The following is a 13,951-nucleotide window of genomic DNA, read 5'->3' on the forward strand; positions in this document are numbered from 1 at the left end:
GGGCGTTGCCGTTGTCGACTGACCGGGCGTCAGCTCTCGCTGCCGCCACGGCGCTTGCGGGCGAGCAGCACGAGCGCGCCGCCGACCAGCAGCACGCCGCCGCCGGCCGCCGCGATCATCGGGGTCGCGTCGCTGCTACCGGTCTGGGCGAGCGCCGGCGCGCTGGCGGAGGGCGACGGGGTCGGGGTCTTGCTCGGGGTGTGGGTCACCGACGGGGTCGGGGTGGCCGGGGGCGTCGTGACCGGCGGCGGGGTGCTCGGGGTCACGGTCGGCGTCGGGGTGGGAGTCGGGGTCGGGGTCTTGGTGGGGGTCGGGGTCGGGGTCGGAGTCGGCGTGTGGCACGGCTCGATGGTCTTGGTCTCGTTGATGTTCCAGCCCTTCTCGTTCGGGTTCTCCGTGGTGGTGACCACCAGGTTCGCCTTGATCGGGGCATCGTGGTCCTTCACCGGGAAGGAGCCGTGGAACTCCGCGGGGAAGGCCTTGGCGTCCAGGACCTTCTCGCCGTCGATGGTGAGGCTGACGGTGTTCTTCACGTCGGCCTTGGGGCTGTAGTTGATCAGATCGATCACGATCTTGTCGCAGGTCACCGACCAACTCGGCACGTGCGCCGAGGCATTGGTGGCCAGTGCCAGAGGCAGGAGAAAACCGGCCGCAGCCGTGCCGGCGAGTGCCGTCGCGCCGATCGCGAAGTGCCGCTGCTGTCGCGCCATTACTTTGTTCCCCTCCGAACGGTCGTGCGCAGCAGGCGTGTTGAGTGGTACGCGGTGGCCCGCTACGACTGTCCGGGGGACTCTACCGGCACTCCCGCACCCCGCCACACCCCGCCGCACGACCGGATATCGACTGTCCGTCCGTCTTCCGATGTGCTTGGGCCAGCCCATCACAGCCGTCACCTCGCAGAACGCGGATTCGGCAAACCTGAATGGACTTCGCCACTTCAGGGAAGAACGGAGCCCCCGGTGATCAGGTTCAATCATCGAGGGCTCCGATTCGGTCAGCCGACGAACGCCGGGCCATTCCGGCCTTTCCGTTGTTTCCGACCTTTCCGTTCTTTCCGACGCTCCCGTGCCTCCGACGCTCCCGCGTTCCGGCGTTCCCGGCCGGATCGCCGGGCTCAGCCGGTTCAGGCCTTCCGGGCCGCCTTGCGCCGGGCGGCCACCACGATCCCGCCGCCGGCCGCGAGCACGACCGCACCGCCGATCGCCAGCGGCAGCACCGGACCGGAGCCGGTGTGCGCCAGGTTGCCCCCGGCGTCCGGCTGGGCGGACGGGCTGCCCGAGGCCGCCGGAGCGGCCGTCGAGCCGCCGGCCGACGGGCTGCCGCTCGCACTGGGCTTGCCGCTCGTCGACGCGGACGGGCCGCCCGAGGGGCTCGCCGAACCGCTCGGGGCGGTCGACGCGCTCGGCGTGGCCGACGGCGAGCCGCTCGGCACGGTCGGCGGGACGGTCGGCGGCACCGTCGGGGTGCCGGACGGCGTCGGGACGGTGGTGCCCGGCAGGCAGCCGGTGAAGGGGTAGTGGTGCGTCTCGGCGCCGCCCTTGCCGGTCAGCGAGGCGGCGATCACCGAGCCGTTGACCGGGCCGCCGCTGCCGAGGTCGAAGGCGGCGTTCGGCGCGAGCACGGTGCCGGCCCAGGCGGCCTGGCTGTTCTTGACCACCTTGGTGGCGGTCGGGAAGTTCCAGAGCAGCCTGGACCGGATCGCCCCGCCCGCCGCGCTCTGGAGCTTGTCGTCCAGCACGAAGGCCTTCTTGCCCTCGTCCCACAGGTGGAAGCCGGTGGTCCCGGCCGCCGCCATGTCGTACGAGCCGCCGGTCACGTTGACCACCGTCACCGAGCCGGCCGGCACCTTGAGGTAGACGTCCTTGGCGCCCTGCAGCTTCGCCGCGTCGACGGTGAAGCTGTTGTACTTCGCGTCGCCGCCGGTGAGCGTCAGCTTGGCGCCCTCGGCCTGGACGGTGGCGCCGGCGGTCTGCGGGACGGCGGCCAGCGAGGTGGCGGCGGCGCGCAGCTTGGCGAACTCGGCCTTGAAGTCGATCGGCGAGGGGCCCTGGTTGACGGTGCCGGCGTGGGCCTGGGCCACCGCGCCGTCGGCCTTGGAGCCGAAGACGCCGTTGCCCTTCATCACCTGGGTGTTGTGGCCGGTGAGCTTGCCGGCCACGACCAGGGCGTTCTTGCCGGGCAGCGCGTCGACCTGGGCCTGGGTGAGCTCCTGGCCGACCGAGAAGCCGCCGGTGAAGTCGGCGTTGCCGCCGACCGCGACCGCGCCCTCGGCGTCGGGGGTGTGGGTGTCGTCGCCCTCGATGAACTCGCCGTAGAGGTTGGCGACCCCGAGGCTGCGGCACTCCTGGTCGGTGCCGACGGCCTGGGCGGCCGGCGCGACGAGCCCGGCCAGAGCGAGCGAGCCGCCTACCGCGAGCGCGGCGGCGGAAATGGGTATGCGCATGTGCAGGTCTCCGCTTGCGTGCGGGCGTAGATGGGGGGAGGGGTCCTCAAAAAGGTATGGACCAATCCGCACTCTTTCGGCCAAACGGGTGATTGGTCAAGACCAATAACCTCCTTGACCGAACCACCCCGGTTTGTCCGCGTGTCGCACCCCAGCGTGTCGCCGCCCGCCGGCTCCGCCGCCTCCCGCCGCACCACCCGCGCCACACCGCCGCGCGGCCCGTGCCCCGCCCCAAGATCGCCTGTAAGGCCGCCTACGATTGACCGCGTGCCTAATCCCTTCTCCCTGCTCGCCGAGCGCTGGCAGCCATCCGCCGAGATGGTCCGGCGTGCCACGTTCGCCGCGCTGGTGATGAGCGTGGTGATCGTCGTCACCGGCGGCGCCGTCCGCCTCACCGCCTCCGGCCTCGGCTGTACGACCTGGCCCCGGTGCACCGACGAGAGCCTGACGCCCACCGCCGAGATGGGCTTCCACGGCATCGTCGAATTCACCAACCGGATGCTCACCTACGTGCTGAGCGCCGCCGTCGGCTGGGCCATCCTGGCCGCCCGCTGCCACCGGCCCTGGCGGCACAGCATGACCCGGCTCGGCTGGGCCCAGTTCTGGCTGGTGATGAGCAACGCCGTGCTCGGCGGCATCACCGTGCTGACCGGCCTCAACCCGTACACCGTGGCGCTGCACATGATCGCCGCGATGGCCCTGGTCTGGGTCGCGCTGCTGATGTGGGAGCGGTCCAAGGAGGGCGACGGCCCGCCGACGCTCGTGGTGCCCCGCCCGGTCCACCAGCTGTCCTACGTCCTGGTCACCGTGATCGGCCTGCTCGTCGCGGCCGGCACCCTGGTGACCGGCGCCGGCCACCACCCCGGCACGCCCAAGGACAACAAGATCGTCCCGCGCATCCCGATCGACTACGACCGCCTCGCCCAGTTCCACGCCGACTTCGCGTTCGTGTCCGTGGGCCTGGCCATCGCGGTGATCTTCGTCCTCGCCGCCGTGAAGGCCCCCCAGGCGGCCAGGTCCCGCACCAAGGAGCTGCTGGCCGTCCTCCTCCTCCAGGGCGTCCTGGGCTTCATCCAGTACTTCACCGACGCCCCCGAGCTGATGGTCGGCCTCCACATGCTCCTCGCGGCACTGACCTGGATCGCCGCCCTGCGCGTCCCCCTCGCCCTGCGCACCCGCGGGGCCGAGGCGGTCACCGACCAGCTCCCCGCCCAGACCCCGCAGCCCGCCGCGGTCTGACCGCGCACACGCCGACGGCCCGGCTCCCCCGCGTGGGGGAACCGGGCCGTTCGTCGTACCGGGACGCGGTCAGATCTGGATGCCGGCCATCCGCTTCCACTCGTACGCGCCGGTCTTGACCTTGAGGCCCAGCTCGCCCTCGAAGTCGTCGTGCAGGGTCAGCCCGGCCAGCTCGGCGGCGCGCTTGCCCACGGCGTAGCTGGGGGCGACCTGGTCGCCCCAGGCGCCGTCCGCGCCGACGACCACGATGCGGGTGGCCACGGAGCCGACGTACTCGACGACGGCGTCGCCGCCCCCGTGCTCGCGGGCGAAGCTGGTGAGGTGCTTGGCGATGCGCTTGGCGCGGCGCTCGGTGCGGGCGTCCGGCGCGGCGGTGGCGGTCTCTGCGCTGCTCATGTCCCGCATGCTACCCACCGGTAGCGCCGCTGGCGACGGGAGCGCCCTGTGCACCGGGCCACATACTGGAGGGGTGACCTTCTCCGGCTGGCCGGCCGAGGCGCTCGACTTCTACGAGCACCTGGAAGCCGACAACTCCAAGACCTTCTGGCAGGCCCACAAGGACGTCTACGACGGCGTCGTCCGGGCCCCGATGGAGCTGCTGCTCGCCGAACTGGAGCCGGAGTTCGGGCCGGGGAAGATCTTCCGGCCCAACCGCGACATCCGGTTCAGCGCCGACAAGTCCCCGTACAAGACCCACATCGGCGCCCATCTGGAGAGCGGCGGCTACATCCAGCTCTCCGCCGACGGGCTGGCCTGCGGCAACGGCCTCTACCAGCTCGCCCCGGACCAGCTGGAGCGCTACCGCGCCGCCGTCGCGGAGGACGTCACCGGCGCGGAGCTGGAGCGCGTGATCGCCCGGGTGGAGCAGCAGGGCCCGCTGGTCGTGGGCCGGGACTCCCTCAAGTCGGCCCCGCGCGGCTACCCCAAGGACCACCCCCGGATCGGGCTGCTGCGCCACAAGGGCCTGGTGGCCTGGCAGGAGTGGGAGCCCGCGAAGTGGCTGGGCACCCGCGCCGCCCACACCCGGATCGCCGGCTTCCTGCACGCCTCCCAGCCGCTGCGGGACTGGCTGGACGGCCATGTCGGCCCCTCCGAGCTGCCCGCCCGCTGAGAACGCGAAGAGCCCCGGTCCGCCTGGACCGGGGCTCTTCGCGTAAGCCTCTGCTTCGTAAGCCTCTACTTGACGAACGGGTCGATCGCGCAGACCACCATCAGCAGCGACAGGTAGGTGATCGACCAGTGGAACAGCCGCATCTCCTTGAGCTTCGCGCCCACGATCCCGGCCTTGGCCCGCCCGTACAGCGCGTGCGCCTCGCGCAGCCAGGCCCCGCCCAGCAGCACCGCGGCGACCGGGTACAGCCAGCTCATGTGGCCCAGCGGCCAGACCGCCAGCGAGACCGCCACCATCACCCAGGAGTAGGCGACGACCTGCTTGCCGACGGCCACGTTGCCCTTGACGACCGGCAGCATCGGCACGCCGGCCCGCTCGTAGTCGTCGCGGACCTTCATCGACAGGACCCAGGTGTGCGGCGGCGTCCAGAAGAACACGACCAGGAACAGCATCACCGCGGCCCAGGACACCGAGTTGGTCACCGAGGACCAGCCGATCAGGACGGGCATGCAGCCGGCGATGCCGCCCCAGACGATGTTCTGCGAGGTGCGCCGCTTGAGCCCCAGCGTGTAGACGAACACGTAGAACAGCAGCGCGCCGAGCGCCAGCCAGGCCGACAGCCAGTTGACCCCGAAGCCCAGCAGCAGGGTGGAGACGACGGCGAGGACGATGCCGAACACCAGCGCCTCGCGCGGCGACACCATCCCGGTGACGATCGGACGCCGCTCGGTGCGCGACATGACCGCGTCGATGTCGCGGTCGATGTACATGTTGAGGGCGTTGGCGCCGCCGGCCGAGAGGTAGCCGCCGACGACGACCTTCAGCACCAACAGCATGTTCGGCACGCCCTGCTGGGCCAGGAACATCACCGGCACGGTGCTCATCAGCAGCAGCTCGATGATCCGCGGCTTGGTCAATGCGACGAACGCGCCGACACGGGCCCCGAACGGCCGGTGCGCAGGAGTCGCCCCGGTGACCCCGGCGGGACGGGTTTCGACGGCGGTCACTAACACCCCAACTGAAGATGAATCTTCGCAGGCGTCCACAGGAACGAAGGGTCCCGAATCGTCCGCTCTGCGCGTACCACGACACCATAGACGTTCCATATATCCCATCCGGCTCCGGGGTCCCCCGGCGAGGCGGAACGCACACCCCCGGGTGAACCGCCCGGGCGGGGCCGTCGAGCGCCTCCGGCGGGTCCGCTAGCCCGTCCTGACCACCGGAGCGGCGCGACGGCGCGAACCGGGAGAGTCTGGGACAAATCCATCCGCACCGCTCCAGTGGGAATCTGCATGCGGAATTGCCGGTTGTCCCAGCACGGAGGGTGAGCCGCACCCCGGACGGTAGGCTCGCGGACAGAAGCGGGATCTACCCTCCGTGACCGGCACCACCCAGCGTCGGGACCACAGCGCCGTGGCCGACCCGGTCCCCATTCACGGGGTCACTCTTCACAATGGAAGGAGCCCTGAGACAGGGTGAGCACTGCGCCGACGAACGCATTCGAGTGGACCGATCTGGATGAGCGCACCGTTGACACGGCGCGCGTCCTGGCCATGGACGCTGTCCAGAAGGTCGGTAACGGACACCCCGGGACGGCCATGTCGCTGGCCCCGGCCGCGTACCTGATCTTCCAGCGGTTCCTGCGCCACGACCCGACCGACCCGTCCTGGGTCGGACGCGACCGCTTCGTCCTCTCCCCCGGCCACACCAGCCTGACGCTCTACACCCAGCTCTACCTCGCCGGCTACGGCCTGGAGCTGGACGACCTGAAGGCCTTCCGCGTCGCGGGCAGCCGTACCCCCGGCCACCCCGAGCACGGCCACACCGCGGGTGTGGAGACCACCACCGGCCCGCTGGGCCAGGGCATCGCCAACGCGGTCGGCATGGCGATGGCCGCCCGCTACGAGCGCGGCCTGTTCGACCCGGAGGCCCCGGCCGGCGAGTCCCCCTTCGACCACACGGTCTGGGCGATCGTCTCCGACGGCGACCTGGAGGAGGGCATCTCCGCCGAGGCCTCGTCGCTGGCGGGCCACCAGAAGCTGGGCAACCTGGTCGCCGTCTACGACGACAACCACATCTCGATCGAGGGCGACACCGAGACCGCCTTCTCCGAGGACGTCCTCAAGCGCTACGAGGCGTACGGCTGGCACGTCCAGCGCGTCACCCCGAAGTCCAACGGCGACATCGACGTGGCCGCCCTGGCCGAGGCGCTGGCCGCGGCCAAGGCCGAGACCTCCCGCCCGTCGATGATCGCGATGCGGACGATCATCGCCTGGCCGGCCCCGGACGCCCAGAACACCGCCAAGGCGCACGGCTCCGCGCTCGGCGCCGCCGAGATCGCCGCCACCAAGAAGGTCCTGGGCTTCGACCCGGAGAAGACCTTCGAGGTCAGCGACCAGGTCATCGGGCACGCCCGCCAGGTCATCAAGCGCGGCAAGGCCGCCCGCGACCAGTGGCAGCAGGGCTTCGAGGCCTGGCGCGCCGCCAACCCGCACCGCGCGGCCGAGTTCGACCGCATCGAGGCCGGCGAGCTGCCCGAGGGCTGGAAGAAGGCCGTCCCGTCCTTCCCGGCCGGCAAGGACGTCGCCACCCGCAAGGCCTCCGGCGACACCCTCAAGGCGATCGGCGCGGTGATCCCGGAGCTGTGGGGCGGCTCGGCCGACCTCGCCGAGTCCAACCTCACCACCATCGACGAGGACAGCTCCTTCCTGCCCGAGGGCAACCCGCTGAAGTCGGCGAGCCCGTACGGCCGGACGATCCACTTCGGCATCCGCGAGCACGCCATGGGCTCGACCATGAACGGCATCGCCCTGCACGGGAAGACCCGGGTCTACGGCGGCACCTTCCTGGTCTTCGCCGACTACATGCGCCCGGCCGTCCGCCTGGCCGCGCTGATGAAGCTGCCGGTCACCTACGTCTGGACGCACGACTCGATCGGCCTCGGCGAGGACGGCCCGACCCACCAGCCGGTCGAGCACATGGCCTCGCTGCGCGCCATCCCGGGCCTGGCCATGGTCCGCCCGGCCGACGCCAACGAGACCGCCGTCGCCTGGCGCACCATCGTCGAGCGCCACACCAGCCACCCCGGCCCGGTCGGCCTGGCGCTGACCCGCCAGGGCGTCCCGACCTTCGACCGCGAGGTCTTCGGCTCCGCCGAGGGCACCGCGAAGGGCGGCTACATCCTGGCCGAGGCCTCCACCGGCGACCCGCAGGTGATCCTGCTCGGCACCGGCTCCGAGGTCCAGCTGGCCGTCCAGGCCCGCGAGGCGCTGGAGGCCGAGGGCATCGCCACCCGGGTGGTCTCGCTGCCGTCCTTCGAGTGGTTCCAGGAGCAGGACCAGGCCTACCGCGACAGCGTGCTGCCGCCGTCGGTCAAGGCCCGCGTCTCGGTCGAGGCCGGCATCGCCCAGGGCTGGCGCGAGCTGGTCGGCGACCACGGCCGGATCGTCTCGCTGGAGCACTTCGGCGCCTCCGCCGACTACAAGGTGCTGTTCGAGGAGTTCGGCATCACCACCGAGCGCGTGGTGGCCGAGGCCCACAACGCCCTGCGCTCCCTCGAGGCCGTCAACCGCTAGCGGCCCCCTCCCGACCACCCCACGAAGCAAGAACAAGGGACTGAAGCACCATGACTGACGCACTGAAGCGCCTCAGCGACGAAGGCGTTGCGATCTGGCTGGACGACCTCAGCCGCAAGCGGCTGAACTCCGGCAACCTGGCCGAACTGGTGCAGAACAAGCACGTGGTGGGCGTGACCACCAACCCGACCATCTTCCAGAAGGCCATCGCCGGCTCCGGCGACGACTCCTACGACGGCCAGCTGCGCGACCTCGCCGTCCGCAAGGTCACCACCGACGAGGCGATCCGCATGATCACCACCTCGGACGTGCGCGACGCGGCCGACGTGCTGCGCCCGGTCTACGACGCCTCCAACGGCCGCGACGGCCGGGTCTCCATCGAGGTCGACCCGCGCCTGGCGCACGAGACCGCCACCACCGTGGCCGAGGCCAAGCAGCTGTGGTGGCTGGTCGACCGCCCGAACGTCTTCATCAAGATCCCCGCCACCAAGGCCGGCCTGCCCGCGATCGCCGAGGTCATCGGCAAGGGCATCAGCGTCAACGTCACGCTGATCTTCTCGCTGGAGCGCTACAAGGCCGTCATCGACGCCTACCTGACCGGCCTGGAGACCGCCAAGGCCAAGGGCCTGGACCTCTCCCAGATCGAGTCGGTCGCCTCCTTCTTCGTCTCCCGCGTGGACACCGAGATCGACAAGCGCCTGGACAAGATCGGCGGCGAGGCGAAGGACCTGCGCTCCAAGGCCGCGCTGGCCAACGCCCGCCTCGCCTACCAGGCGTACGAGGAGGTCTTCGGCAGCGTCGACGGCAAGACCTCCGGCACTGCCCGCTGGGCCGCCCTGGAGGCCGCCGGCGCCAAGCCGCAGCGCCCGCTGTGGGCCTCCACCGGCGTCAAGGACCCGGCCCTGCCGGACACCCTGTACGTCACCGAGCTGGTCGCCCCCGGCACCGTCAACACGATGCCCGAGGCCACCCTGGAGGCCACCGGCGACCACGGCGTGGTCACCGGCAACACGATCGTCCCCAACTACGCCGACGCCAAGGCCGTGCTGGACGCGATCGCCGCCGCCGGCGTGGACTACGACGACGTCGTCCAGCTCCTGGAGGACGAGGGCGTCGAGAAGTTCGAGCAGTCCTGGAACGAGCTGCTCGACACCGTCACCGCCTCGCTCGCCTCCTTCGCCGACGAGAAGTGACCCCTGCTCACAGCCAGCGCACGAAAGCGGAGCCCATCAAGTGAGCACTGATTTCCCCGAGTTGACTCCGGAATCGGACGCGGACGACCTCCCGCCCGCCCCCGTCAACCCGCTTCGTGACCCCTCCGACCGACGGCTCCCGCGCATCGCGGGGCCGTCCGGTCTGGTCATCTTCGGGGTCACCGGCGACCTGTCCCGCAAGAAGCTGATGCCGGCCATCTACGATCTGGCCAACCGCGGTCTGCTTCCGCCGGGCTTCTCCCTCGTCGGCTTCGCCCGCCGCGAGTGGGACGACGAGGACTTCGCCAAGGAGGTCCACGACGCCGTCCGGGACCACGCCCGCACCCCGTTCCGGGAGGAGGTCTGGCAGCAGCTCGCCAAGGGCATGCGGTTCGTCCACGGAACCTTCGACGACGACGAGGCCTTCGACAAGCTGCGCGAGACCATCGAGGAGCTGGACAAGGCCCAGGGCACCGGCGGCAACTTCGCCTTCTACCTGTCCGTCCCGCCGAAGTTCTTCCCCACCGTCGTCCAGCAGCTCAAGAAGCACGGCCTGGCCGACCCGCCGCAGGGCTCCTGGCGCCGCGCGGTCATCGAGAAGCCCTTCGGCCACGACCTGGAGAGCGCTCAGGAGCTCAACAAGGTCGTCCACGAGGTCTTCCCCCGGGACGAGGTCTTCCGGATCGACCACTACCTGGGCAAGGAGACGGTCCAGAACATCCTGGCGCTGCGCTTCGCCAACCAGATGTTCGAGCCGATCTGGAACCGGTCGTACGTCGACCACGTGCAGATCACCATGGCCGAGGACATCGGCATCGGCGGCCGGGCCGGCTACTACGACGGCATCGGCTCCGCCCGTGACGTGATCCAGAACCACCTGCTCCAGCTGATGGCGCTCACCGCCATCGAGGAGCCCGCCTCCTTCCACCCGAAGGCGCTGGTGGCCGAGAAGCTCAAGGTGCTCAGCGCCGTCAAGCTCCCGGCCGACCTCGGCCGGCACACCGTGCGCGGCCAGTACGCGGCCGGCTGGCAGGGCGGCGAGGAGGTCGTCGGCTACCTGGACGAGGACGGCATCGACCCCGACTCCAAGACCGACACCTACGCGGCCATCAAGCTGGAGATCAACAACCGCCGCTGGGCGGGCGTCCCGTTCTACCTGCGCACCGGCAAGCGCCTGGGCCGCCGGGTGACCGAGATCGCGGTCGTCTTCCAGCGCGCCCCGTACCTGCCCTTCGACTCCTACGCGACCGAGGAGCTGGGGCAGAACGCCCTGGTCATCCGGGTCCAGCCGGACGAGGGCGTGACGGTGCGGTTCGGCTCCAAGGTGCCGGGCACCTCCTTCGAGGTGCGGGACGTCACGATGGACTTCGCCTACGGCGAGTCCTTCACCGAGTCCAGCCCGGAGGCGTACGAGCGGCTCATCCTCGACGTGCTGCTCGGCGACGCCAACCTGTTCCCGCGCCACCAGGAGGTCGAGCTCTCCTGGCAGATCCTCGACCCGATCGAGAAGTACTGGGACACCCACGGCAAGCCCGCCCAGTACGCGGCGGGGACCTGGGGTCCCGTCGAGGCGGACGAGATGCTCGCACGAGACGGCAGGAGCTGGCGCCGGCCATGAAGATCGACCTCACCAACACGACGTCCAGCAAGATCAACGCCGCGCTGATGGAGGCGCGCCGGGCCCGCGGCTCGGGCGCCGCCGGCATGGTGCTCACCCTGGTGATCGTGACCGACGAGGGCAGCGCCTACGACGCCCTCAAGGCCGCCAACGACGCCTCCCGCGAGCACCCGATGCGCACCCTCGCGGTGATCAAGCGCGCCGGGCGCTCGCCCCGGGCCCGCGCCGAGACCCGGCTGGACGCCGAGATCCTGGTCGGCTCCGACGCCGGCTCCGGCGAGACGGTCGTCCTGCGGATGCACGGCGAACTCGCCGCGCACGCCCAGTCGGTGGTCCTGCCGCTGCTGCTGCCGGACGCCCCGACCGTGGTCTGGTGGCCGGACAACGCTCCGCACCACCCGGCGCAGGACCCGCTGGGCTCGATCGCCCAGCGCCGGATCACCGACGCCGTCACCGCCGAGTCCCCGGTCGGCCAGCTCGCCCAGCGCGCGCAGAGCTACACCCCGGGCGACACCGACCTGGCCTGGACCCGGGTCACCGGCTGGCGCTCGATGCTGGCCGCCGCACTGGACCAGCGGCCGTCCACGATCGTCTCCGCGGTGGTCGAGGGCGAGTCCTACAACCCCAGCGTCGAGCTGCTCGGCCTCTGGCTGACCAACCGGCTCCAGGTGCCCGTCGAGCGGGTCGTCACCAACGGCCCCGGCATCACCGCGGTGCACCTGCGCACCAAGGACGGGGACATCACCCTGGACCGCCCGGACGGCCTGCTGGGCACGCTCTCCATGCCCGGCTCGCCGGACCGCCAGGTGGCGCTCAAGCGGCGCGAGACCTCGGAGCTGATCGCCGAGGAGCTGCGCCGCCTGGACCCGGACGACATCTACGCGACGGCCGTGCGCACGCCCGTCGACCGGCTGCACGAGCCGTCCAACGCCGAGACCGCGGCGGCCGAGCAGGTCGCCCGCGAGGTCGCGGAGGAGGCCGTCGAGGAGGCCGCCGAGGCGGCCGTGGAGCAGGCCGTGGCCAACCCCGAGCGGGTGACCGCCGGGGCGGCGGAGAAGAAGCCCGCCCGCAAGGCCGCCGGCAAGCGCACCGGCAAGGACGGCGCATGACCAACGCGACCCCGCAGCTGGTCGTCCACCGGGACAAGGAGCTGATGGCCCAGGCGGCCGCGGCCCGGCTGATCACCCGGATCGTGGACGCCCAGGCCGCCCGCGGCAGCGCCTCGGTGGTGCTCACCGGCGGGCGCAACGGCAACGCCCTGCTGGCCGCGATCGCCGCCTCCCCGGCGCGCGACGCGGTCGACTGGGGCCGGCTGGACCTCTGGTGGGGCGACGAGCGCTTCCTGCCCGCCGCCGACCCGGAGCGCAACGCCGTCCAGGCCCGCGCCGAGCTGCTGGACGCCGTCCCGCTCGACCCGGCGCGGGTGCACGAGATGCCCGCCTCGGACGGAGTGGACGGCTCGGACGTGGAGGCCGCCGCCGCCCGCTACGCCGAGGAGCTGGCGAAGGCGGCCGGGCCGGGCGACCGGCTCGGCGTCCCGGCCTTCGACGTGCTGCTGCTCGGCGTCGGCCCGGACACCCACGTCGCCTCGCTCTTCCCCGAGCACCCGGGCGTCCGGGAGACCGAGCTGACCGTGGTCGGCGTGCGCGGGGCCCCCAAGCCCCCGCCGACCCGGGTCTCGCTCACCCTCCCGGCGATCCGCACCGCCCGCGAGGTCTGGCTGCTGGCCGCCGGCGAGGACAAGGCGGGCGCGGTCGCGCTGGCCCTGTCCGGCCCCGGCGAGCTCCAGGCGCCCGCCTCCGGCGCGTACGGCCGCAGCCGCACCCTGTGGCTGCTGGACCGCGCCGCCGCGGAGCGGATCCCGCCGCAGCTCTACCCGCCGGCCTCGGCCTGACCGGATCCGGCAACGCCGAAGGGCGCCACCGTCACCGACGGGGGCGCCCTTCGCGCTGTTCTGTCCGGACCGCTGCGTTCCGCTCCGGCGCTCCGCTCAGATCTCGCCGCGGAGCTTCGCCAGCGCCTCGGCCAGGATCGCCTCGCCGTCGGCGTCGGTGCGCCGCTCGCGGACGTAGGCGAGGTGGGTCTTGTACGGCTCGTTGCGCGAGGGCGCCGGCGGGTTGTGCTGGTCCTGGCCGGCCGGGAAGCCGCAGCGCGGGCAGTCCCAGGTGTCCGGGATCGCCGCTTCGGCCGCGAAGCTGGGACGGGTCTCGTGCTTGTTCGCGCACCAGAAGGAGATCCGGTTGCGCGGGGCGGACTCGCCGCGCTCCGCCTCGCCCATCGGGCCGGCCCCGACCCTGCTGCCACGGATGGCATTGCCACTTGCCACGGTCTGACTCCCTGCGTACTGGTGCGCCGACCCGCCGCGGTGCGCGTCGGTGGCGAAAGTCGTCCTAGTGTAAGCAGGAGTTAAGCCTCCGCCACCACCGCCTCCGCACCCGACCGTCCCAGGATAGGCGCTCGGGCGACGGGGCGTCAGGGTTACGTCAGACCGAGGACTTCATCAGCAGGCCGAGGACGATGATGGAGGCGAACCAGCCCAGGCCGACCACGATGGTGATGCGGTCCAGGTTGCGCTCGGCCACCGCCGAACCGCCGCCGGTGGACATCGAGCCACCGCCGAACATGTCGGACAGGCCGCCGCCCTTCCCCTTGTGCAGCAGCACCAGAAGGATCATCAGCAGACTGAAGATGATCAGGGCAATCGAGAACCCGAGAACCACGACGGGACCAACTCTCTCGTATCTTCGGCGAAGGGGCCGGGCCGCGTACGGC

General features: G+C 71.6%; 13 protein-coding genes. 7 read left to right on the forward strand and 6 right to left on the reverse strand.

The window, feature by feature from the left end:
* Positions 1–29 precede the first annotated feature (29 nt).
* On the reverse strand, positions 30–710 hold the full coding sequence (locus tag ACFU7Z_RS23490) for an LAETG motif-containing sortase-dependent surface protein (protein ID WP_380779419.1): 681 nt from the start codon (positions 708–710) through the stop codon (positions 30–32).
* 413 nt (positions 711–1,123) lie between these two features.
* Entirely contained in the window at positions 1,124–2,443 is a 1,320-nt protein-coding gene (locus tag ACFU7Z_RS23495; protein ID WP_380779421.1) for a choice-of-anchor A family protein, read from the reverse strand.
* Between the two features lie 258 nt (positions 2,444–2,701).
* On the opposite strand from ACFU7Z_RS23495, the gene ACFU7Z_RS23500 reads away from it, so the two are divergent.
* Complete coding sequence (locus ACFU7Z_RS23500; protein WP_049649626.1) at positions 2,702–3,682, forward strand: heme A synthase; 981 nt, start codon at positions 2,702–2,704, stop codon at positions 3,680–3,682.
* A gap of 69 nt (positions 3,683–3,751) precedes the next feature.
* Here the strand turns inward: ACFU7Z_RS23500 and ACFU7Z_RS23505 are convergent, their stop codons facing one another.
* On the reverse strand, positions 3,752–4,078 hold the full coding sequence (locus ACFU7Z_RS23505) for a hypothetical protein (protein WP_053111946.1): 327 nt from the start codon (positions 4,076–4,078) through the stop codon (positions 3,752–3,754).
* 73 nt (positions 4,079–4,151) lie between these two features.
* Between ACFU7Z_RS23505 and ACFU7Z_RS23510 the strand changes: the two genes are divergently transcribed.
* Entirely contained in the window at positions 4,152–4,793 is a 642-nt protein-coding gene (locus ACFU7Z_RS23510; protein ID WP_380779423.1) for a DUF2461 domain-containing protein, read from the forward strand.
* Between the two features lie 65 nt (positions 4,794–4,858).
* Here ACFU7Z_RS23510 and ACFU7Z_RS23515 read toward each other — a convergent pair whose 3' ends face one another.
* Positions 4,859–5,806, reverse strand: a complete 948-nt coding sequence (locus tag ACFU7Z_RS23515) for a heme o synthase (RefSeq protein ID WP_074001672.1) — start codon at positions 5,804–5,806, stop codon at positions 4,859–4,861.
* Positions 5,807–6,268: 462 nt separating this feature from the next.
* On the opposite strand from ACFU7Z_RS23515, the gene tkt reads away from it, so the two are divergent.
* The 5 genes from tkt (at position 6,269) to pgl (ending at position 13,073) form a co-directional block, all read left to right on the forward strand.
* Positions 6,269–8,368 (forward strand): transketolase, encoded by a 2,100-nt coding sequence (gene tkt / locus ACFU7Z_RS23520; protein ID WP_074001673.1) that lies wholly within the window; start codon positions 6,269–6,271, stop codon positions 8,366–8,368.
* A 50-nt stretch (positions 8,369–8,418) separates the two neighbouring features.
* Complete coding sequence (gene tal, locus ACFU7Z_RS23525) at positions 8,419–9,561, forward strand: transaldolase (protein WP_049649619.1); 1,143 nt, start codon at positions 8,419–8,421, stop codon at positions 9,559–9,561.
* Positions 9,562–9,622: 61 nt separating this feature from the next.
* Positions 9,623–11,179: a glucose-6-phosphate dehydrogenase gene (gene zwf, locus ACFU7Z_RS23530; protein ID WP_049649618.1), complete on the forward strand. Its 1,557-nt coding sequence runs from the start codon at positions 9,623–9,625 to the stop codon at positions 11,177–11,179.
* Positions 11,176–12,288: a glucose-6-phosphate dehydrogenase assembly protein OpcA gene (gene opcA, locus ACFU7Z_RS23535; RefSeq protein ID WP_380744582.1), complete on the forward strand. Its 1,113-nt coding sequence runs from the start codon at positions 11,176–11,178 to the stop codon at positions 12,286–12,288. Before zwf ends, opcA begins: the two co-directional genes overlap by 4 nt.
* The gene (pgl, locus tag ACFU7Z_RS23540) at positions 12,285–13,073 is read left to right on the forward strand and encodes a 6-phosphogluconolactonase (protein WP_049649616.1); all 789 of its coding nucleotides are present in this window, start codon (positions 12,285–12,287) and stop codon (positions 13,071–13,073) included. Before opcA ends, pgl begins: the two co-directional genes overlap by 4 nt.
* Before the next feature lie 96 nt (positions 13,074–13,169).
* On the opposite strand, the gene ACFU7Z_RS23545 is transcribed toward pgl, so the two are convergent.
* Positions 13,170–13,457 carry an RNA polymerase-binding protein RbpA gene (locus tag ACFU7Z_RS23545; RefSeq protein ID WP_030238413.1) on the reverse strand — a complete coding sequence of 96 codons (288 nt, stop codon included), beginning with the start codon at positions 13,455–13,457 and terminating at the stop codon, positions 13,170–13,172.
* 205 nt (positions 13,458–13,662) lie between these two features.
* On the reverse strand, positions 13,663–13,899 hold the full coding sequence (secG, locus tag ACFU7Z_RS23550) for a preprotein translocase subunit SecG (protein ID WP_049649615.1): 237 nt from the start codon (positions 13,897–13,899) through the stop codon (positions 13,663–13,665).
* Positions 13,900–13,951: the final 52 nt, after the last annotated feature.

The sequence above is a fragment of the Kitasatospora sp. NPDC057518 genome (assembly GCF_042802075.1).
Taxonomy (GTDB): Bacteria; Actinomycetota; Actinomycetes; order Streptomycetales; family Streptomycetaceae; genus Kitasatospora.

Excerpts from the sequence above, each read along its gene's own strand:
- ACFU7Z_RS23490 (WP_380779419.1), bottom strand. The coding sequence starts at position 710 with ATGGCGCGACAGCAGCGGCACTTCGCGATCGGCGCGACGGCACTCGCC.
- ACFU7Z_RS23495 (WP_380779421.1), bottom strand. The coding sequence starts at position 2,443 with ATGCGCATACCCATTTCCGCCGCCGCGCTCGCGGTAGGCGGCTCGCTC.
- ACFU7Z_RS23505 (WP_053111946.1), bottom strand. The coding sequence starts at position 4,078 with ATGAGCAGCGCAGAGACCGCCACCGCCGCGCCGGACGCCCGCACCGAG.
- tal (WP_049649619.1), top strand. The coding sequence starts at position 8,419 with ATGACTGACGCACTGAAGCGCCTCAGCGACGAAGGCGTTGCGATCTGG.
- opcA (WP_380744582.1), top strand. The coding sequence starts at position 11,176 with ATGAAGATCGACCTCACCAACACGACGTCCAGCAAGATCAACGCCGCG.
- pgl (WP_049649616.1), top strand. The coding sequence starts at position 12,285 with ATGACCAACGCGACCCCGCAGCTGGTCGTCCACCGGGACAAGGAGCTG.
- ACFU7Z_RS23545 (WP_030238413.1), bottom strand. The coding sequence starts at position 13,457 with ATGGGCGAGGCGGAGCGCGGCGAGTCCGCCCCGCGCAACCGGATCTCC.